The following is a 20,718-nucleotide window of genomic DNA, read 5'->3' on the forward strand; positions in this document are numbered from 1 at the left end:
CGTAAAACCAGTAATCGCGGTACGTCAGGCAGACCGCGTCAGCTGGACTCACGACTGCTATGCAGCCGAACGCAGCCTCGCGGGCTCGGCAGCTGCTACAAAATCACTTCAAAGCCTGAAATGCCCCACCATCCCCTTCAGCTCAACCCCCAGTTGCGCCAGCTGAATACTGGACGCGGCATTGCCCTGCATCGCCAGCGATGACTGATCGGCACTGGCGCGAATGCTGGTGACACTGCGATTGATCTCCTCGGCCACCGAGCTCTGCTCCTCGGCCGCCGCGGCGATCTGCTGGTTCATCTGCTGGATCAACGACACCGCCGCCGCAATGCTTCCCAGCGCACTCTCGGTCTGCAAGGCATCGCTGACCGCCAGCTTCACCAGTTCGCCACTGCTCTGGATCTGCTGCACCGACGACTGCGCCGCCGAGCGCAAGGCGCTGACCAGGCGTTCGATTTCCTCGGTCGATTGCTGGGTTCGCTTGGCCAACGCACGCACTTCATCGGCCACCACCGCGAAGCCCCTGCCCTGCTCCCCGGCCCGGGCCGCCTCGATCGCCGCGTTCAATGCCAGCAGGTTGGTCTGCTCCGCCACGCTTTTGATCACACTCAACACCGTGCCGATGTTCTGGATTTCCGCGCTCAGGCTTTCGATGCTCGAACTGGCCGAGGTAGCCGAATCCGCCAACTGCTCGATCCGTGCCATGCTCTGGCGCACCACTTGCTGACCACTTTCAACCTTGCCGTCAGCCGTTTGCGCGGCCTGGGCCGCCTCCTCTGCATTGCGCGCGACATCATGCACCGTGGCCGTCATCTGATTCATTGCGGTGGCGACCTGTTCGGTTTCCTCCTTTTGCGTACTGACTTCGAGATTGGTCTGTTCAGTCACCGCCGACAACGATTGGGCGGAAGTCGCCAACTGCTCGATACCCGACTGCAAGCCGCTGACTATTTGGCTGAGCCCCGCGCCCATTTGCTGCATTGCCTGCATCAACTGACCGATTTCGTCACGGCGGGTCACGTCGATGGTCGCACTCAAATCCCCCGAGGCAATCTGTTGCGCCACCTGAATCACGCTACGCAGCGGTGCCACGATCAACCGGGTGATGAACCAAGCGGCAACCAGCCCAACCAGCAAGGCCAACGCGGAAGAGCCAATGATCAGCAGCGAGTTCTTTTTCAGTTCCGCCTGCATCGCCAGGTCTTGCGCGACATAAGCCTGATCCACCCGCTCGACCACTTGGGCTGCGCGCTGGTGCAATTGTTGATAGACGGTTTTTTCCTGCTCCAGCAGGCCGGTGTACTCGGCGAGCTTGTCACTGAAACTGGCGATATGGCCTGTCACCTCATTGAGGACGGTCTGGTACCCCTCGTCCTTGACCGTGGTCTTGAGCTGCTCGGCCTGGGCCAGTGCCTGGCTGGCCTGTTCGATCTTGCCCTGCCCGGCGCTGTCGTCGCCTTTGCGGCTTTGATCCAGGCGCACGCGGGCTTCATTCATGGCTTGCAGCATCAAGCGTGAAACCTGGCTGACCTGGCTGGCCTGCTCGATGAATTGCGCACCGTCCTTGCCTTCGGAATCCTTCAGCGTATAGGTGCCGTCATCGGCGAGCCCGGACTGCAATACATCAAGATTATTGGCCACGCTGGACACCGACCAACTGGCCATTTCCAGGGCCAGGTCCTTGGCCTGGGTGAGCGAGACAAACTCGTCGAAGGCCTTGCGATAGGCTCCCAGGGACTGTTCGACATCATTCATCACCGGCACGTTGGCCGCGGATGCGGCCTTGAGCTGGCCGGCCAGGGCGATCAGGCCATCAACGCCCTCGTGCAGGGCATCGACGGTTTTCGGATTGTCGTGCAAGGCGTACTCCTGCTCCAGTAGCCGCACCTTGAGCAAACCGCTGTTGAGCGATGACATTTGCTTGAGCCCGTCGAAGCGCTGGCTGATGGTTTGCAGGGACCAAACGCCAATGCCCGCCACCAATGCGGTCAACAACAGCACCAGGACAAACCCGACACCCAGTTTTTTCGCCATACCGAGGTTGGCAAAACGTCCTTGCACGGCCGAATTCATTGCTCTTAGTCCCCTGCCAGATTCTGTAGACGCAGATTCGCAACGGGCCAGTGGCAACACAAGGCTCTGGCGCCGGAATAATGGCAAAAAGCTACGCCAACGTCGTTTTCAGAACGCTTGAGGTCGATCCCGGGCAGTGGCCCTGAAGAACGCCCGGGCACGCGGATCACAGGCATATGTCACGTTGATACGCTGCCAGTCACTGGCCTCCCCCGAGGGGTTGAAGGCGGTCTTTGACGACAGCAGTACACCCAGGCGCCGGGCCTGGGTCCGCAGCTGATCGTAGTCGGACATTCGTGATCGCGCCCAGATGAACAAGCCTCCCGCCGGCTTGCCGAAAATCTCCCATTCGGCATCTTCGAGCATTTGCAACACCGCCAGCCGGTCGCTGCTCAAGCGTTGGCGCTGACGCTGCACCAGTTTGCGGTAGGCACCGTTAGCCAACAGGCACGCCAGCACCGATTCGCAAAATCGCGAGGCACCCATGCCACTGATCATCTTGACCTCGGCCAGACGCGTAATGACTTCGGCAGCGGCCACCACGAATCCGACCCGCAAGGAACTGCTGAGTGTCTTGGAAAAGCTGCCCACGTAGATCACGTTGTCGTCCAGTGCAGCCAGACGCGTACCGGAACCGCTGTGCAAATCCGCATAAACGTCGTCTTCGATCACCTGCACGCCAAAGGTCCTGGCCAGCTGCAGCACGCGGCGCGCCACGACCGGTGCAAGGCTGCTGCCAGTCGGGTTGTGATAGAAGCTATTGATCAGCAGCCCTTGAGGCCGGTGTTTGACCAGTACCGATTCGAGCACGTCCACGTCCGGCCCGCGCGGTGTTCGCGGTACCTCGATCATGTGGATGCCGTGCAGCCTGAGCAGATCGAACAGCACCGGATAACCAGGACTCTCCACGACCACACAGTCACCGGCCTTGAACAGTGTCCGCACGATCAGGTCAAGCCCCTGACTGGCACCCGCCGTGGTCATGATCCGGTTGTCCTGCGCCCGGATATCCAGCTGCCGGAGGTGCTTGAGGATCTGTTGTCGCAAGGCCGACAAACCCAGTGGCGTGCTGTAGTTGAACAGGCTGGCCGTGTCGGCACGACTGACTTGCCGAATCGCGTAAATCAGATCGTCTGTCTCGCGCCAGCTTTCAGGCAGCCCGCCATAGCCCAGTCTCAACTCAGTCGAACAGATCCCGATCTCGGGCTCAGCCCCCTCGAACCAGACAGGCTCGTGCTTTGCGCCTGTGGCCAATGCCGGGTCGGCAACCGCATAGCCGGCGCCATGACCTGACACCAGCATCCCCTGCGTCACCAGGCGTTCACAGGCCTGGGCGACGCTTACCTGACTGAGCAAATTGATCCGCGCGATCTGTCGCACCGAAGGCAGTCGCGTACCGGGCGATACCCCGCTGGAATGAAGCCAGTGGGTCAGTGCGTCAACAATTTGCTGTACCACGGGCACCAGCGCCTGTCGGTCGATTCTCAATTCCATGAGCAAGCAAACTCCTGTTGATTTTGCGAGAAGCAGTTAATCACAGGAGCGTTCGAGGACATGTGCGACAACGCCGCCAAAACCATTGGATCTAATCATTTGAAACACATTGCCTGGCCCTTTGACGGAACCCCAAAAAAAGTGGGAGCGGGCTTGCTCGCGATCGCGGCGTGTCAGGCGACATCGATGTCGGCTGACACTCCCTCATCGCGAGCAAGCCCGCTCCCACAGGTTCCCGGTGTACCTGGCATCGGTGCATCGTTTTAAAACGCGGTGACGCCACCGTCCACAGCCAATGAGTGCCCTGTGGTGAACGCCGCGCCATCGCTGCACAGGTAGAGCACCGCGCTGGCGATCTCTTCGACCTTGCCGATGCGACCGACCGGATGCATGGCGTTGGCGAACTCGCCTTTTTTCGGGTCGGCTTCATAGGCGCGGCGGAACATATCCGTGTCGATCACCGCCGGGCACACCGCGTTGACCCGGATCTTCTTCTTGGCGTATTCAATGGCCGCCGACTTGGTCAGGCCGATCACTGCGTGTTTAGAGGCTGCGTAGATGCTCATTTTCGGCGCGGCCCCAAGGCCGGCCACCGACGCCGTATTGACAATCGCGCCGCCCCCTTGCGCCAGCAGCAGCGGCAACTGATATTTCATGCACAGCCAGACACCTTTGACGTTGACGCCCATGATCGCGTCGAACTCGTCGAGCGTACCTTCGGCCAACTTGCCTTTCTCGATTTCGATGCCGGCATTGTTGAAGGCATAGTCGAGACGACCGTAAGTATTGATCACCTCCTCCATCAGATTTTTTACATCGCTTTCCAGGGTAACGTTGCAGCGCACGAAGGTCGCTTCGCCACCGGCCGTACGAATCAGCGCCACCGTGCCCTCGCCGCCCGCAGTGTCCATATCGGCCACTACTACCTTAAGGCCCTCGGCGGCAAATGCCTGGGCAGTCGCGCGGCCAATACCGGCCGCCCCGCCTGTTACCACGACCACCTGGCCGGAAAACGTCATGCTCATTGTTATGTCCTCGAAAAGAAGAATGCGGGGAATCGCGTAGGACCAGTCTAGCCATGGAGGTCTTGAACACGGCAGCACTATCAAGGCTCCGGTTGGGGGCCCATGAGTTGCAGTGATGGAACTGCCGTACCAACTATCACTACACTGGATCAACCTGCATTCGCCGCATCAGCCGAACTTGCGGCAACGGCGCTGACCAGCTATCAACAAAGCTTCATTCATCTTGAGCGCCTGCCATGACCTCCCAGACCAATCGCCAATTCCTGCTCGCCAAACGTCCGGTTGGCGCGGCGACCCGTGAGACATTCACCTACCAGGAAGTACCGGTCGGCGAGCCGGCGGCGGGTCAGATCCTGGTCGAAAACCAATACCTGTCCCTGGATCCGGCCATGCGTGGCTGGATGAACGAGGGCAAGTCCTACATCCCGCCGGTCGGGCTCGGCGAAGTCATGCGAGCCTTGGGCGTGGGCAAAGTCATTGCGTCGAACAACCCGGGGTTCGCGGTCGGGGATTACGTCAACGGTGCCCTGGGCGTGCAGGATTTCTTCCTCGGCGAGCCGCGAGGCTTCTACAAGGTCGATCCGAAACTGGCGCCGCTGCCACGTTACTTGTCCGCGCTGGGCATGACCGGGATGACGGCGTACTTCGCCCTGCTCGACGTCGGCGCTCCGAAGGCCGGTGACACCGTGGTGCTGTCGGGCGCAGCGGGCGCCGTGGGCAGCATTGCCGGGCAGATCGCCAAGATCAAAGGCTGCCGGGTGGTTGGCATTGCCGGCGGCGCCGACAAGTGCAAGTTCCTGATCGATGAGCTGGGTTTCGATGGCGCTATCGACTACAAGAGCGAAGACGTCCTCGCCGGCCTCAAGCGCGAGTGCCCGAAAGGCGTCGACGTTTATTTCGATAACGTGGGTGGCGACATTCTCGACGCGGTGTTGAGCCGTTTGAACATGAAGGCGCGGGTGGTGATTTGCGGCGCCATCAGCCAGTACAACAACAAGGAGGCGGTCAAGGGACCGGCCAACTACCTGTCACTGCTGGTCAACCGCGCGCGCATGGAAGGTTTTGTGGTGATGGACTACGCCGCCCAATACGCCAGCGCCGCCCAGGAAATGGCCGGCTGGATGGCCAAGGGGCAGCTCAAGAGCAAGGAAGACATCGTCGAAGGACTGGAGACTTTCCCGGAGACACTGATGAAATTGTTCAGCGGCGAGAATTTCGGGAAGTTGGTGCTGAAGATCTAAGGCAACCACAACTAATGTGGGAGCGGGCTTGCTCGCGAAAGCGGTGGGTCAGTCGATATTGATGTCGACTGACACGCCCTCTTCGCGAGCAAGTCGGATCGCCGCACCGCCGCTCCCACATTTGGTTCTGCGTTGTCTGATCAGGCCAGTTCAGCCACGACCGAAGCCAGTGCCTTCGCTGGATCCGCCGCCTGGCTGATCGGACGGCCGATCACCAGATAGTCGGAGCCGGCATCCAGCGCCTGACGCGGGGTCAGAATGCGACGCTGATCGTCCTGGGCGCTGCCCGCCGGACGAATCCCCGGGGTCACCAGTTGCAGCGACGGGTGCGCCGATTTCAGCGCCTGGGCTTCCAGGGCCGAGCACACCAGGCCGTCCATCCCGGCTTTTTCCGCCAGGGCGGCCAGGCGCAGCACCTGCTCCTGGGGCTCGATGTCCAGGCCGATGCCCGCCAGGTCTTCACGCTCCATGCTGGTCAACACGGTCACACCGATCAGCAGCGGCTTGGGACCGGTTCGCTGATCCAGCACTTCACGGCACGCAGCCATCATGCGCAGGCCACCGGAGCAATGCACGTTGACCATCCACACGCCCATTTCCGCAGCCGCCTTGACGGCCATCGCGGTGGTGTTCGGGATGTCGTGGAACTTGAGGTCCAGGAACACTTCGAAACCCTTGTCGCGCAGGGTACCGACGATTTCCGAGGCGCAACTGGTGAACAGTTCCTTGCCGACTTTGACCCGGCACAGCTTCGGGTCCAACTGATCGGCCAGCTTCAGTGCGGCGTCACGGGTAGGGAAATCCAGGGCGACGATGATGGGAGTCTGGCAGGCGGACATGAGTGGGCTCTCAGGCAAGTCGAAATCGGCGCGCATTGTAGCGGAACCAGCGCCGCTGCGGGACCCGATGATCGGTAAATCGTCGCAACGGCTCAGGCAAGACTAGCCCCCAAGGCCATTGTGTCGAGTTCGATACACACACGACACGCCGGCAACACCCGGGCCCGCTACCCTCGGCAACCGCAACATGTCCCTGCAACGGCACTTCCCGCCTCAGGGCCGGACGCCTATGCTGGAACCACAACCTCGCAGCCTATCTTTGTGGTTGGCAGCCTACCTGGCAGATGAACGCACGCATGCACAACGCCCAAGCACCCGTGAACGACGACCAAAAAACGCCCGGTGACGACAAACGCTGGAGCATTCGCGCCCTGATCGTCGACGATGACGTCCCGATCCGCGAATTGATGATCGACTACCTGGCCCGGTTCAACATCCACGCCAGCGGCGTCACCGATGGCGCCGCGATGCGCCTGGCGATGCAGGCGGAGCATTTCGATGTGGTGGTGCTCGACCTGATGCTGCCCGGTGAAGACGGTCTGTCGCTGTGCCGCTGGCTGCGCGCCGAGTCGGACATCCCGATCCTGATGCTCACCGCCCGTTGCGAACCCACCGACCGGATCATCGGCCTCGAACTGGGCGCCGACGACTACATGGCCAAGCCGTTCGAGCCCCGCGAGCTGGTGGCGCGAATCCAGACCATCCTGCGCCGGGTGCGCGATGACCGCAGCGAACAGCGGGCGAACATTCGTTTCGACAATTGGCGCTTGAACAGCGTGCTGCGGCAACTGATCGCCGATGATGGCCTGGTGGTGCCGCTGTCCAACGCCGAATTCCGCCTGCTCTGGGTGTTTATCGAACGTCCGCGCCGCGTGCTCAGCCGTGAGCAACTGCTGGACGCCGCTCGCGGTCGTTCTATCGAAGCCTTTGACCGCAGCATCGACCTGCTGGTGTCGCGCCTGCGCCAGAAACTCGGCGACGACCCCAAGGCTCCTCAGTTGATCAAGACCGTTCGCGGCGAGGGTTACCTGTTCGATGCCCGAGACATCGGCTGATGCGCGGGCGCTTCGATACGCTGTTCGGCCGCCTGTTTGGCGTGCTGTTGCTGGCGATTATCCTCGCGCACCTGCTGGCCTTTGCCTGGTTTCACCATTACGGCCCGCCACCACCACCACCGCCTCCACCGGAGTTTTCCGAAGGCCTGGACGGGCCACCCCCGCCAATGGACCCAAACCACGAGAAACGGCCACCACGGCCGTGGTTCGGCGGCCCCCTGGTGCCCCTGACGTTTCAGTTGGTCACACTGATCATCGCCGCCTGGTACGGCGCCAAACTGCTGAGCCGGCCGATCCAGCGCCTGAGCGACGCGGCCGAGCGATTGAGCGAAGACCTCGACAGCCCGCCACTGGATGAATCGGGACCACGGGAAGCGCGGCAAGCGGCGCACACGTTCAACAAAATGCAGCGCCGCATCCTGGAACAAGTCAAGCAGCGCTCGCGCATGCTCGGCGCGGTGTCCCACGATCTGCGCACGCCATTGTCGCGGCTCAAGCTGCGGCTGGAGAAAATCGACGACGACAAGCTGCAAGGCCAGATGCGCCAGGACCTCGACGACATGATCAGCATGCTCGACGCCACCCTCACCTATCTGCATGAACAGCGCACCAGCGAAGCCCCACAGTGGATGGACGTGCAGGCGTTGGTGGAATCCCTGAGCGAAAATGCCCAGGACCAGGGCGCGAACGTCCAGGCCAGCGGCCACTGCGCGCCCCTACAGGTGCAGCCGATGGCCTTGCGCTCCTGCATCAACAACCTGATGGACAACGCCTTGCGCTATGCCGGACAGGCGCTGATTACCCTGCAAGACCATCGTGAACAGTTGGTGATTCGGGTCATCGACCACGGCCCGGGCATCGCCCCGGAACAACGTGAAGCGGTGTTCGAACCCTTCTTTCGCCTTGAAGGCTCGCGCAATCGCAATTCCGGCGGCGTAGGCCTGGGCATGACCATTGCCCGGGAAGCCGCGCAACGAATGGGCGGGCAGCTGACACTGGAAGAAACCCCGGGCGGTGGCCTGACAGCGGTGATACGCCTGCCGCGCGCCTGAAAGCCACACCGGCCCCTTGCGGGAGCGGGCTTGCTCGCGAAAGCGGTGTATCGGTCAACTGATGTATCAACTGACAGATTGCCTTCGCGAGCAAGCCCGCTCCCACAGGCTCAGGGGCTTGGCGATCTATGTGTTTAGCAATCGGTACAAACTCCACATACCCACGACAACTCACCCCTTGAGTCTGCATAAGCCGGTACACCACCGGTTTATCTTTCCAGGGAGTGAGCCCGATGATCGGTAGCATCAGCAGTAATTACTCGAACTACACCAGCACCAGCAGCACAACCAATAGTACCCGCAGCCAGCAATTCCAGAAGGACCTGCTGGCCAAACTCGACAGCAACAGCGACGGTTCCGTCGATCAGGATGAACTCGACAGTGCCCTGTCACAAAAATCCGACGACGGTTTGCTGGTCAGCCTGAGCAAGAATTTCGCCGACCTCGACAGCGATGGCAGTGGCAACCTGAGCGGCGAAGAAATGGCCGCGATGGCTCCACCGCCGCCACCGCCACAACAGGTGTCCAGCGACGAACTGTTCAGCCAGCTCGATGCCGACAGTGACGGCAGCGTCAGCACCACCGAACTGAGCAGCGCGTTGCAGGCCAGCAACAACGACTCGTCGACCAGCACCGACACCAGTGCCGCGCTACTCAAGGCGCTGGACAGCGACAGCAGCGGTGGCGTCAGCAGTGATGAACTCAAAACAGCCCTGCAGGCCGGTCGCGAGCAGAACACCACCCGTTCTTCCGATCAAGGGAGCGTAAATGAAGCGCTGCAAAAAATGATTGCCAACCTGAGCAAGCAGTACTCGCTCGATAACGTGGCGAGTGTGGGCAAGCACCTGAACGTGGCGACCTGAGTCAAAAGCTTCGTCGGAACGCCGCCCGGAGCAAGCCCGCTCCCACATTGATCTGATTCGATCACAAAACCAGTGTGGGAGCGGGCTTGCTCCGGGTGGCGTTCCGACGAATAGGCCCTAAGCAAATACAAATCTCAGGGCCGGCGATCTTCGACCCGCGCCTGAGTCTTGCTCCAGTCGATCAACAGACTGTAGGCCACCGCCAGCAATGTCGGGCCGATGAACAGGCCGATAAATCCAAAGGCAATCAACCCGCCAAACACCCCAAGCAGCACAATGACCAGCGGCAGGTTACCGCCACGGCTGATCAGATACGGCTTGAGCACGTTGTCGACGCCGCTGATGACGAATGTGCCCCAGATACCGAGGAATATGGCCATCCCGTACTCGCCTTTCCAGGCCAGCCACGCGGTCGCCGGAATCCACACCAGCGGCGGGCCCATCGGGATCAGGCTGAGCATGAACGTCACGATGCCAAGCACCAGCGCACCCGGTACGCCGGCAATCAGGAACCCGATCAGCGCCAGGATCGCCTGGGCCGCCGCGGTGCCGATCACGCCGTTCACCACCCGCTGTACCGTGCCCGCCACCAGTTCGATGTAGTAGCCGGCCCGTTGACCGATCAGCCGCTCCAGCAATGTGTGTACAAACGCCGCCAGGCGCGGTCCGTCACGATAGAAAAAGAACACGAAGACGATGCTCAGGGTCAGTTCGAGAATACCGCCGCCGATCTGCGCGCTGCGCGCCAGCAACCAGTTACCCATCTGCCCCAGATAAGGCTTGAGCGACACCATCATCGCCGCGCCCTGCTCATCGATGCTGTTCCAGAGTCCGACCAGCCGCTCGCCCACCAGGGGAATCGAACCCAGCCAGACCGGTGCTTCGGGCAGCCCCTCGACCTGCGCATCCTTGATGAATGCGGTGGCATCACGCACATGATCGGCGAGGTTGAAACCCAGCCACACCAGGGGTGCCGCGACCAGCACCATCCAGCCCAGCGTCAGCAATGCCGCCGCCAGAGACTCGCGGCCGTTGAGCCAACGGGTCAGCAGGCGCATCAGTGGCCAACTGGCGAATGCCAGGACCGCGCCCCAGAACATCGCCGACCAGAACGGCGCCATCACCCAGAAGCTCGCGCCGAACAGCACGACGAGCAGGATCTGCACCAACAGGCGATCGTTATTGATCATCGAAAATCCCGAAAATATCAGTCAGCAAAAGAGTAGGCGAACGCAGCGTGCACGCTCGCCCGGTACAGCCTAGCGCAATAGCTCGATGTGCAGGCCAGAGCCTTCGGCACTGCCGCTTTCCATCCGAGCGGCACGCACGCCCTGGGCAATCAGTGCCTGACGCCAGGCTTCGGCGTTCGCTCCGGAAATACTGACCCGCAAGGTGGTGTCCAGATTCAGTCCGCGAGAAATCAGGCGCAACCAAGTCTCGTCAGGTGCGCTGTTCAACGTGGGAAAATCGAGCTCGCCGGTGCTCCTGAGTTCACGCAGCAAGGTCGCGGAAGTCGGCAGCAACTCGCCTAGCGGTGCCGATGCGTCGAACTGCTCGACATGCAGGTAGGCTTTGCGATTACCGCGGGTGATGCTGTACAGCGCGACGAGCGTGTTGTCCCGTGGAGCGGCAAGTCGCAGCAGCAAATAGGCTTGTTGATCGTCGGCACCGTACAGCTTGGCGTTGCCGAAGACCTCATTGGCCCAGAGGCTGCTTTCGCCGCAATCGCGCGCCTGGCACCAAAAGAGCAACCCGGCATCCTGCTTTTGCAAAGCCTCGCGGGCAGCGGTGAACGCCTCGATGGATGAATGCTCCGGTGGCAACTCGTAGGTCACCGAAGTGACGTTGCCGCGGGCACTGACCTGGCCGTCGAAACGTAACTGGCCACTGATCTTGCGGATCGAGCCCAAGGGGTAGATCCGCTCCAGTTCGGCAGCGGGGCGATAGTCGACAATCTGGGCGTCGACCATGCGCGGCACTATCGGCAGGTCCTGACTGCCCGGGACATCGGCGGCGAACGACAAGGAACTGAAACTGCACAGCACCAGCAAACTGAATGAACGCATGGATAGACTCATCGGATCAGCATGGCCTGGGCGCCCTTGATAATACTGGCTTCATCGGCGCGTTTCGGTACCTGCAAACCACGCTGCACCGCCGGACGGGCCTCCAGGGTTGCCATCCAGCGTTGCAGCGCCGTCAAGCCCTCCACCGAGACGCCCGACCACTCGTAACCGCGCACCCAGGGAAAGGTGGCGATGTCGGCGATGCTGTACTCGCCGGCGAGGAACTCCACGCTTTGCAACCGCGTGTCGAGCACCTCGTAGAGGCGACGGGTTTCATGCTGATAGCGGTCGATGGCGCCCTGGAGTTTTTCCGGAAAATAGCGGAAGAACACGTTGGCCTGGCCCTGCATCGGGCCGATGCCGCCCATCTGGAACATCAGCCACTGCAATACCAGCGAACGTCCCTTCGGGTCGCTCGGCATCAGTTTGCCGGTCTGTTGCGCGAGGTAAATCAGGATGGCGCCGGATTCGAACACGGCGAAATCGCCGTTGGCGCGGTCGACAATCGCCGGAATCCGGCCATTGGGGTTGATCTTGAGGAAGTCCGCGGACTTCTGCTCCTTTTTGTCGAAACTCAAGGCATGCACTCTGTAGGGCAGGCCGAGTTCCTCGAGCACGATAGAGACCTTGTGGCCATTCGGGGTCGCAGCGGTGTAGAGATCTATCATGGTTGTCTCCCTTTTCAACCCGCCAAGCCTCGACAGTTGCCCGGCGCAAGTCAAGGAATGGCGAAAAACCGATTGAAACAGTCTGCGACAAGATCGGCACCGGACTCGTCATTGAGGTGCAAATGGTGGCCGCCTGGCAGCTGTTCCCGGCTAAAGGGTAGACGCTCCAGCAACTCCGGGTGTTTGGCGAGCATGCCGTCGGCAGCGACCACCAGAGTTGCAGGACACTTGATCCGCTGGACAAAGGCCATGGCCTGTTCGGTGGTAAGACGCAGCGGCGATGGCAGTGTGAGGCGATTGTCGGTGCGCCAGGTGTAACCACCCGGCACCGGCATCAAGCCACGCTGCGCCAGCAGTTCAGCGGCTTCGCGGCTGACCGCCACCAGGCCCTTCATACGCGCTTCGATGGCTCGGTCGAGGGTGTCATAGACCGGCTTGCGCTTTTCCCGCAGGTCCAGTTGCGCCTGCAGGGCCATGCCCATGCGCTCGGCAGCGTTTTCACCTTTGTCTGTAGGAGGAATGATGCCGTCGATCAACGCCAGGTGGGTGATCCGCTCGGGCATCGACCCGGCGATGATCAACGAAGCAATGGCGCCCATCGAATGCCCCATCAGCGCAAACTTGCGCAGTCCAAGCTGTTCGGCCACTTGCAGCACATCGTGGGCATAGTCCCACATGGCGTAGCCGGCGCCCGGCGGGCGATGCCCGGAATGACCGTGACCGGCCATGTCCAGCGCGATGATGCGCAAGCCTTTGAGCTTCGGCGCCAGACGGGCAAAGCTGTTGGCGTTGTCCAGCCAGCCATGCAGGGCAATCACCGGCAGACCGTCTTCAGGGCCGAACAGGTGCGCCGCCAGTTCAATGTGCGGCAGGCTCAGGCGGACCTCTTCGACGACGTGGTTCATGCGCAATCCTGCTGTCGACGGCCGCCCCAGCGATGGAACAGGCCTTTGAGCATGTCAGCGGTATCAAGGGGACGTTCGAGCGGAAACATGTGGCCGCCAGGCATGGTCAACGACTCACCCAGGGGCAGGCGGTCTACCGAACTGGCGTGATGGCGCATCACCACGCGGCTGTTGTGCCCGCGAACCACCGCCAGCGGCACTTGCAACTGCCGGGTGCTACCTGGGCTTGTGTGCGGCACGCCGCGATAGATGCTGATTTCCGTGGCCGGGTCGAAGCGCAGACGCAACTTGTCGCCGACTTGATGCAAACCGTGTTGCAGGTAGGCATCGAAACATTCCGGGTCGAACCCGCGAAACAGGGTTTTGCCGGCGAAATACTTGCGGGCACTTTCCAGGTCGGCGAATTCTTCACGGCGGCCCAGGGTACGCCCGGCCGGGGTCAAGCGGTCGATGAAACCAAAGCGTTTGGCCGCCCGTATGACCCATTGGTCGGTGCGGGTCAGCACGGGCGAGTCGAGCATCACCACCCCGCGATACAGCTCAGGGCAGCGCAACGCCGCATGCAGGTGCAACACGCCACCGAAGGAGTGACCGACACCCCACACGGGCTCGGCCTGTTGTTGCAGGTGATGGATCAGCTCATCCACCAGGTTGTACCAGTTGTCGTCCGCCGGGTAACGCGGGTCGTGGGCGTGCTGCTCCAGATGCGTCACCTGAAACTCGGGTGCCAGCGCCGCAAACAACTTGCCGTAGGTCCCCGAAGGAAAACCATTGGCGTGGGCGAAAAAGATCTGTTGCGACATACCTGCAAATCCATGAGCGAGAACAGGCATTGATTGTCCGCAAGACCGCGTCCTTGAGCAATGACCGTAACTGACAGGAATGATGACAGTCCGGTCAAAGCGATGGCTTGAGCTCAACGCGCCGGCGGATTCTCACCCAACGGCACCACTGCCATGGTCAATCGCGACACACAACTGGCCTTGCCCTCATCGCTGGTCAGGCGAATGTCCCAGACATGGGTCGTGCGGCCGATGTGGATCGGCTTGGCCACCGCCGTCACCCGTCCACTGCGCAGGCCGCGCAAATGGTTGGCGTTGATTTCCAGGCCCACGCAATAGAACTTGCTGGCATCGATGCACAGGTAACTGGCCATCGAGCCGACCGATTCGGCCAGCACCACCGAGGCACCACCATGCAGCAAGCCGTAGGGCTGGTGGGTGCGGTGATCGACGACCATGCTGGCGGTCAGGGACTCGTCGTCAAAGGCCTCGAAACGGATGTCCAGCACCTCGCCAATGGTGTTTTTCTGGATTGCGTTCAACTGCTCAATGTTCGGGATGGTGCGCCACAGGCTCATCGCAGAGGTTCCTCGTTGGTCTTGTTCGTGGATCAATCCTGCCACAGCACCGCTTCGCTGCGCTCGCTCCATTCCTCAAAGCGCTCACCGTAGGCCGCTTCGATCACGTTGCGCTTGATCTTCAGGGTCGGGGTGAGGAAGCCGTTTTCCACGGCCCAACTGTCCTTGACCACCACCAGGCGCCGCAGTTGTTCATGCTTGTCGAGGGCGCCGTTGACCTCTTCCAGCAGTTTTTCCAGGCTCGAATGCAGGCCGGCGCGCGCGGCCCCGCCGGCATCCTGCTGGCCGACCGCCGACAACACGCACAATCCCAGCGGTGCGCTCAAGCCATCGCCCACCACGCAGACCTGCTCGATGCGCGAATGCACGGCCAGGCGATTTTCAATCGGTGCCGGGGCCACGTACTTGCCTTTGCTGGTCTTGAAGATTTCCTTCAGGCGCCCGGTCAGGCGCAGATTGCCTTCGGCGTCCTCCTCGCCCTTGTCGCCGGTACGAAGGAAACCGTCCTCAGTAATGGTGTCGGCGGTTTTTTCCGGTTCCTTGTAATACCCGATCATGGTTGCACCACTGCGCACCATGACCTCCCCCGTCTCGGCGATCCGCACTTCGACGTCCGGACACGGCTTGCCGATCCAGCCCGGTTTGTGCTCGCCCGGTATGCCGATGTGGGAGTAGCCGCAACTCTCGGTCATGCCGTAGACCTCCAGCACATCCAGGCCCAGTTTGCGGTACCACTGAAGCAAGGTCTGCGGTACCGGCGCCGCGCCCGACAAAGCAACACGCAACGCATCCAGCCCCAACCCGGCGAGGACTTTATGCCCGACCCGTTTGCCGATGATCGGCAGGCCGAGCAGGAAGTCGAGACGTTTTGCCGGGATCTTGCTGTACACGCCCATCTGGAATTTGGTCCAGATGCGCGGCACGCCAAACAGTGCGGTCGGGCGCGCACGCTTCAGGTCGGTTAGGAAAGTATCGAGGCTCTCGGCGAAAAACACCGTTTGGCCGGTATAGATCGACGCCAGTTCGACGAACATCCGCTCGGCAACGTGGCACAACGGCAGATAGGACAACAGCCGGTCCGACTCGTTGAGGCCGAACAACGCAGTGCCCCGTGTGGTGGCGAACCCCAGATTGCTGAAGCTGTGCATCACGCCCTTGGGCATGCCCGTGGTGCCGGATGTGTAGATGATGGTCGCCAGTTGATCGGCGTCAGGTTTGGGATTGTCCTGGATGGGCGAGTTGCGTTGCAGGTCGTCCCAACTGAAATCAAAGTCGCCGGGAGGATGCAGGGGCAGGCTGATGGTGGGCAGGTCGGGGCTGACGCCACGGGACATGCCTGGCCAGTCGTCGAGCTTGCCGATGAATGCCAGTGCCGCCTCCGAATGTTCGAGTACCTGGGCAACGGTCTCGGCGGTCAGGTTTGGGTACAACGGCACCGAGACATGCCCGGCCATCCAGATCGCCAGGTCGGCAATGATCCAGTGCGCACAGTTCTTCGAGATCAGGGCGATATGGCTGCCCTGTGGCAGTTCCCGCGCTCGCAGCCAGTGGGCGGCACAGCGTGCCTGATGACCGACATCGGCCCAGGTCAGGCTCTCGACCTGGCCGCCGCCAACAGGCTGGACCAGAAAGCGCTGGCGGGGATGACGGGCCTCACGCTCGTAGAAAACGTCCAGCGGCAAACGAAAAGCAGCAGACATGCGACTCGCTCCTTTGTTTTTTGTCTGGAGCAAGCGTAGTCAACCAAGCAAGTGCTTGGTTGACTATTTCATACAAAACTTTTCGGGTTATGACGTACCTGTGGGAGCGTGGCTTGCCCGCGATGCAGGCTCCGCGGTTTATCAGGTATGACCGAGTCGATGCCTTCGCGGGCAAGCCACGCTCCCACAGAAAAGCGGTGTTATGGATGCTTGATGCTGTCGAGTTTCATTGACCCGACCAACAGCTCATCACCCTTGAGCTCCGCCAGACCGGCAGTGCTGACCCTTTCCGGCGGATGTCCGGCGCCATGTTGCAGATAGCTCACCAGATTCCCCACCAGCGGGTTGTGACTGACCAGCAACACGTTGCTTACCGCGACCATCTGTTCGGCCACCTTGTCCGGCTCCGTGTCCGGTGTCAGCCACTCGACGGTGCGGATTTCCGGTTCGAAACCCAATGCCTCCCGTACCAGTTGCGCTGTTTGCTGCGCTCGCAGGTACGGACTGGCGTAAATGCCGGTCAGCGGCTGCCCCACCAGCTCTGCGGCGATTTTCAATACTTCCTTACGACCGTTATCCGTCAGTTCCCGCTCCGAATCGTGGGGACGGGAGCCGTGTGATACAGCTTCACCATGACGCAATACCCAGAGTTTCATAGCTTGGGTTCCTCATCTCGGGCCGGATGCGGTGCCGGTGCCACGACATGTGGCGCCTCACCTTCCGGTGTACGCGGCGTCGGCCAGTCGGCGAACGGCCAAGGCTTCTGGTCGCTGTGAAAGCTGCCGAAACGACCGATCTGCGCCAGAAACTGGCTCAGGCTGTCGCCGAAGTTCATCAGGCTGGCGCTTGGGGCGCCATAGAACAAACGATAGATCAACTGCACCAGCACGACGGCGCCGAGGATGAACTGCGCCACTTGCCACACCAGCACGAAGACGATCATCCACAGCACCCGCAGCAGGATGGATTCGTACTTGGCTTCTACTTTTGGATCGTTCATGCGCAACTCCCTGCTTTTCTGGCAAGCGTGATTAATTGAAACCACTGGTGGAAATAAAATCGACGTCGGTTTTCGGCTCGCCACGCATTAACAGAGCGATGACCTGCTCCAGCGTGCGGCCCTCGAACAGGATCGCGTGCAGCCCGGCGACCAGCGGCATGTACACGCCAACCTCCTGGGCCTTGGCCTTGAGCACTTTAAGGGTGTTGACCCCTTCGGCGACTTCACCCAGGCGCGTGACCGCCTCGTCCAGGCTCAGGCCCTGGCCGAGGGCAAAGCCGACCTGATAGTTGCGGCTCTTGGGCGACGAACAGGTCACGATCAGATCGCCCACGCCCGCCAGCCCCAGGAAGGTCATCGGGTTCGCGCCCTGATTCACCGCAAAGCGGGTCATTTCCGCCAATGCCCGGGTGATCAGCATGCTCTTGGTATTTTCCCCCATGCCCAGCGCCACCGCCATGCCGGCGATGATCGCGTAGACGTTTTTCAACGCCCCGCCCAGTTCCACGCCGAAACGGTCGGCGCTGGCGTACACACGAAACGTGCGCCCGTGCAGCGCGGCCTGAACCTGCTGGCAGAGTTCTTCGTCTTCACTGGCCACCACAGTGGCCGTCAGTGCATGTTCGGCGATTTCACGGGCCAGGTTGGGCCCGGACAGGACGCCGATGCGCGCCTGCGGGGCTATCTCTTCGAGGATCTCGCTCATCAGCTTGAACGTGTTGGCTTCGATGCCTTTGGTCAGGCTCACCAGCATTTTGCCGGTCAAGCGTTCGGCGTGGGGCACCAGCACCGAACGCAGCGCGCTGGAGGGCAATGCAACGAAACACAGGTCGCAGGCGTCCAGGGTGGCTTGCAGGTCGGTGACCGGTGTGACGCCGGGCAGAATCTTGATGCCTTTGAGGTAACGCGGGTTCTCGCGATTGACCCGAATGGCCTCGGCCTGTTCGGGGTCACGCATCCACTGAAGGACCTGATGCCCGTTCTCGGCCAACAGATTAGCCACGGCGGTTCCAAAACTTCCGCCTCCCAGGACCGCAATCGGGCGCTGTTCAGTCATATGCAATCCGTTAATCCATACCAGTGGCGATGTCGGCATTATACGGGGCAGCCCATCGGCGGCCAGCCCCGACATCAAATACCTGCACCCGTAGGAAGAAGACCGATAAAACCGAGGAAAATGCAGACATCGTGAATGGAAAAGTCATTCGGCTCAGTTAACATGCGCGCCAACAATCACTGACTGGGATCTGTTGTGTCTCCGGGCGCTCCTTCACCGCATTCGCCTCTGGTACTGGCGCTGATTTTCAGCTCGCCGGTGCTGGCCGACGACTTGTTCCTGGACAGCGAACCGCTGCCGCAAGTGCTGACGGCCACGCGCCTGAAGCAGTCGCCGGCGGCAGTGCCGGGCAGCATGACGGTGATCGACAGCGCCCTGATCCACGCCAGCGGTGCCCGTGACATCAGCGAACTGCTGCGCCTGGTGCCGGGGATGATGGTCGGCAACATCAGCGGCAACCAGGCCGCGGTGAACTACCACGGCACCAACGCGACGCAAGCACGACGCATGCAAGTGCTGATAGACGGGCGCTCGGTGTATCGCGCCGGCCTGGCCACCGTGGACTGGAGCGACATTCCGGTGGCCATGGAAGACATCGAGCGCATCGAAGTCTTTCGCGGGCCCAATACCGTCAGCTACGGCGCCAACGCCCTGATGGCGGTGGTCAACATCATTACCCGGCGGCCGGCCGACAGCCACGGTACCCGCATGAAGATCACCCGGGGCCAGCGCGGCATCAACGATTTTTATGCCAGCCAGGGCCTGGGCTGGGAGGATGGTGACATGCGCCTGTCCCTGTCCGGCCAGCAAGACGACGGCTTCGACACCGACCGAACCGGCGCTGATTACCATGACAGTCGTCGCCTCGATCGCTTCAACCTCGCAGTCAGCCAGAGCCTCGACGAACGGCAAAGCCTCGATTGGCAAGTGAATGCCAAGGACGGCACCAACCAGCGGCCCTATACCTACCGGCCGGTGTTCCCGGGAATTACCCGAGCGGGCAACGACTCCGACGTCACCGCCAAGGATTACGCCGGGTCATTGCGCTGGAATCTGGACATCGATCCCGACCACAGCCTTTATATCCAGGGTTCGGCCCAACACTGGGATCGCCAGCAAACCTGGCGCGCCTGCGACGCTGAAATATCGTTCAGCCCGCAACTGACCGAACTCTGGCAAATGAACCCGAACTACACCGAGCGCCTGGCCCGCAATATCACGCGTTTCCTCGGCCCTGGTGCGCCGGCCGGCACACCCGCCGAGCAGGCGCTGGCCAACCAGGTACTCGATCAATGGCGCAACGGCGCGAGCCAGACCGTTTGCGGCGACATCGACCAGAGCACCCGGGAATCGCGTTACGACCTCGAATTGCAGGACACTCTGAGCCTTGCCGATAACCTGCGGCTGGTCAGCGGGATAAACTATCGTTACGACCGGGCGGATTCCGAAACCTATTTCAATGGCACTCTCGATGACACGATCTGGCGGGCGTTCGGCCAGTTCGAGTGGCGTGCCACCGAACACTGGCTGCTGCAAGGCGGTGCCATGTTCGAGGACACACGGCTGATCGGCAGTTCGCTGACACCTCGCATGGCGGTCAACTACCTCATCAATCCGCGCCACGGCTTGCGTGCGGTGTACTCCGAGGCCGTCCGTTCGCCGGACATGTTCGAGAACAACGTCAACTGGAGTTATCAGGTCACCAATCTCAAGCCCGGTGCCTTCGGCCAGTCCAGCGCCCGTTATTTCGTCAAGACCCGTGGCCCAGGCGACCTCGACCAAGAGCACATGCGCTCTCGGGAACTGGGCTACAACGGCTATTTTCCCGAACAGGGGCTGGCGCTCGACTTGAAGCTGTTCCACGACGAAATCACCGGCATGATCAGTGAACCGCTGCGCAACAATCAGTACATCGCCAGCAACGCCAACAAAGCACGTTTTTCGGGAGCCGAAACCCAGCTTGACTGGCGCGTCGGCAGCCTCGATCGCCTGCGACTGACCTACGCCTACGTCGATGCCGACGCCAGCAACCCGCTGGATGCCAGGCAGACTGCAAGCAACAGTGGCTCGGCCGGATGGTTGCGCGATTGGGGTCGGGGCTGGAACAGTGCGCTTTTCTATTATGGCGATGACGCCCTCAACGGCTACCGCTTCGAACGGGTCGATGCGCGCATCGCCAAACGTATCGCCCTGGGCAAGGCCAGCCTGGAACTGGCCGGGGTGCTCCAGCAACGGCTGGACAATCAGCCGACCACCTTCATCGACAATAATCATGACCAGCGCCACGTGATGTATTTCAGCGCGGAGCTGGAGCTTTAAG

General features: G+C 61.4%; 19 protein-coding genes and 1 pseudogene. 5 read left to right on the forward strand and 15 right to left on the reverse strand.

Annotated elements, in window-relative coordinates:
• Positions 1 to 108 precede the first annotated feature (108 nt).
• The 4 genes and pseudogenes from PMI34_RS29775 to PMI34_RS10130 form a co-directional block, all read right to left on the reverse strand.
• Positions 109 to 990, reverse strand: coding sequence for a methyl-accepting chemotaxis protein (locus PMI34_RS29775; RefSeq protein WP_443216128.1), 882 nt, complete (start codon positions 988 to 990; stop codon positions 109 to 111).
• A pseudogene (locus PMI34_RS29780) lies at positions 967 to 2,073 on the reverse strand (HAMP domain-containing protein); the annotation flags it as partial. The pseudogene PMI34_RS29780 and the gene PMI34_RS29775, both read right to left, overlap by 24 nt.
• 108 nt (positions 2,074 to 2,181) lie before the next feature.
• Entirely contained in the window at positions 2,182 to 3,567 is a 1,386-nt protein-coding gene (locus PMI34_RS10135; protein ID WP_008051436.1) for an aminotransferase-like domain-containing protein, read from the reverse strand.
• A 263-nt stretch (positions 3,568 to 3,830) separates the two neighbouring features.
• Positions 3,831 to 4,592: an SDR family oxidoreductase gene (locus tag PMI34_RS10130; RefSeq protein WP_008051440.1), complete on the reverse strand. Its 762-nt coding sequence runs from the start codon at positions 4,590 to 4,592 to the stop codon at positions 3,831 to 3,833.
• A 236-nt stretch (positions 4,593 to 4,828) separates the two neighbouring features.
• On the opposite strand from PMI34_RS10130, the gene PMI34_RS10125 reads away from it, so the two are divergent.
• The gene (locus PMI34_RS10125) at positions 4,829 to 5,833 is read left to right on the forward strand and encodes an NADP-dependent oxidoreductase (protein ID WP_008051441.1); all 1,005 of its coding nucleotides are present in this window, start codon (positions 4,829 to 4,831) and stop codon (positions 5,831 to 5,833) included.
• 140 nt (positions 5,834 to 5,973) lie between these two features.
• Here the strand turns inward: PMI34_RS10125 and pyrF are convergent, their stop codons facing one another.
• Positions 5,974 to 6,672 carry an orotidine-5'-phosphate decarboxylase gene (pyrF, locus tag PMI34_RS10120; protein WP_008051442.1) on the reverse strand — a complete coding sequence of 233 codons (699 nt, stop codon included), beginning with the start codon at positions 6,670 to 6,672 and terminating at the stop codon, positions 5,974 to 5,976.
• A gap of 296 nt (positions 6,673 to 6,968) precedes the next feature.
• Between pyrF and PMI34_RS10115 the strand changes: the two genes are divergently transcribed.
• From PMI34_RS10115 to xopAW, 3 genes are all read left to right on the forward strand, one after another.
• Positions 6,969 to 7,727, forward strand: a complete 759-nt coding sequence (locus tag PMI34_RS10115; protein ID WP_032829759.1) for a response regulator — start codon at positions 6,969 to 6,971, stop codon at positions 7,725 to 7,727.
• Positions 7,727 to 8,779 carry a sensor histidine kinase gene (locus tag PMI34_RS10110; RefSeq protein WP_008051444.1) on the forward strand — a complete coding sequence of 351 codons (1,053 nt, stop codon included), beginning with the start codon at positions 7,727 to 7,729 and terminating at the stop codon, positions 8,777 to 8,779. The genes PMI34_RS10115 and PMI34_RS10110 overlap by 1 nt, the downstream gene beginning before the upstream one ends.
• Positions 8,780 to 9,012: 233 nt before the next feature.
• The gene (gene xopAW / locus PMI34_RS10105; RefSeq protein WP_008051445.1) at positions 9,013 to 9,642 is read left to right on the forward strand and encodes a XopAW family type III secretion system calcium-binding effector; all 630 of its coding nucleotides are present in this window, start codon (positions 9,013 to 9,015) and stop codon (positions 9,640 to 9,642) included.
• Positions 9,643 to 9,776: 134 nt separating this feature from the next.
• Here the strand turns inward: xopAW and PMI34_RS10100 are convergent, their stop codons facing one another.
• The 10 genes from PMI34_RS10100 to PMI34_RS10055 all read right to left on the reverse strand — a co-directional run bounded on the left by PMI34_RS10100 (position 9,777) and on the right by PMI34_RS10055 (position 18,398).
• Positions 9,777 to 10,832: an AI-2E family transporter gene (locus tag PMI34_RS10100; RefSeq protein ID WP_008051446.1), complete on the reverse strand. Its 1,056-nt coding sequence runs from the start codon at positions 10,830 to 10,832 to the stop codon at positions 9,777 to 9,779.
• Between the two features lie 69 nt (positions 10,833 to 10,901).
• Complete coding sequence (locus tag PMI34_RS10095; protein WP_008051448.1) at positions 10,902 to 11,708, reverse strand: DUF4892 domain-containing protein; 807 nt, start codon at positions 11,706 to 11,708, stop codon at positions 10,902 to 10,904.
• Positions 11,709 to 11,716: 8 nt separating this feature from the next.
• The gene (locus PMI34_RS10090) at positions 11,717 to 12,376 is read right to left on the reverse strand and encodes a glutathione S-transferase family protein (RefSeq protein WP_008051449.1); all 660 of its coding nucleotides are present in this window, start codon (positions 12,374 to 12,376) and stop codon (positions 11,717 to 11,719) included.
• 50 nt (positions 12,377 to 12,426) lie between these two features.
• Positions 12,427 to 13,281 (reverse strand): alpha/beta hydrolase, encoded by an 855-nt coding sequence (locus PMI34_RS10085; protein WP_008051450.1) that lies wholly within the window; start codon positions 13,279 to 13,281, stop codon positions 12,427 to 12,429.
• Complete coding sequence (locus tag PMI34_RS10080) at positions 13,278 to 14,084, reverse strand: alpha/beta fold hydrolase (RefSeq protein WP_008051451.1); 807 nt, start codon at positions 14,082 to 14,084, stop codon at positions 13,278 to 13,280. The genes PMI34_RS10085 and PMI34_RS10080 overlap by 4 nt, the downstream gene beginning before the upstream one ends.
• Positions 14,085 to 14,197: 113 nt before the next feature.
• Positions 14,198 to 14,641, reverse strand: coding sequence for a hotdog fold thioesterase (locus tag PMI34_RS10075; RefSeq protein ID WP_008051452.1), 444 nt, complete (start codon positions 14,639 to 14,641; stop codon positions 14,198 to 14,200).
• A 32-nt stretch (positions 14,642 to 14,673) separates the two neighbouring features.
• Complete coding sequence (locus PMI34_RS10070; protein WP_008051453.1) at positions 14,674 to 16,341, reverse strand: AMP-binding protein; 1,668 nt, start codon at positions 16,339 to 16,341, stop codon at positions 14,674 to 14,676.
• A 200-nt stretch (positions 16,342 to 16,541) separates the two neighbouring features.
• Positions 16,542 to 16,997 (reverse strand): phosphohistidine phosphatase SixA, encoded by a 456-nt coding sequence (gene sixA, locus PMI34_RS10065; protein ID WP_008051454.1) that lies wholly within the window; start codon positions 16,995 to 16,997, stop codon positions 16,542 to 16,544.
• A complete protein-coding gene (locus PMI34_RS10060) occupies positions 16,994 to 17,341 on the reverse strand; it encodes a DUF4389 domain-containing protein (RefSeq protein WP_007974561.1) in 348 nt (115 codons plus the stop codon). Before PMI34_RS10060 ends, sixA begins: the two co-directional genes overlap by 4 nt.
• A 31-nt stretch (positions 17,342 to 17,372) precedes the next feature.
• Positions 17,373 to 18,398, reverse strand: coding sequence for an NAD(P)H-dependent glycerol-3-phosphate dehydrogenase (locus PMI34_RS10055; protein ID WP_032829760.1), 1,026 nt, complete (start codon positions 18,396 to 18,398; stop codon positions 17,373 to 17,375).
• A gap of 195 nt (positions 18,399 to 18,593) precedes the next feature.
• On the opposite strand from PMI34_RS10055, the gene PMI34_RS10050 reads away from it, so the two are divergent.
• Positions 18,594 to 20,717 (forward strand): TonB-dependent receptor plug domain-containing protein, encoded by a 2,124-nt coding sequence (locus tag PMI34_RS10050; RefSeq protein ID WP_008051456.1) that lies wholly within the window; start codon positions 18,594 to 18,596, stop codon positions 20,715 to 20,717.
• Position 20,718 lies beyond the last annotated feature (1 nt).

The organism is Pseudomonas sp. GM74 (assembly GCF_000282455.1).
Taxonomy (GTDB): Bacteria; Pseudomonadota; Gammaproteobacteria; order Pseudomonadales; family Pseudomonadaceae; genus Aquipseudomonas.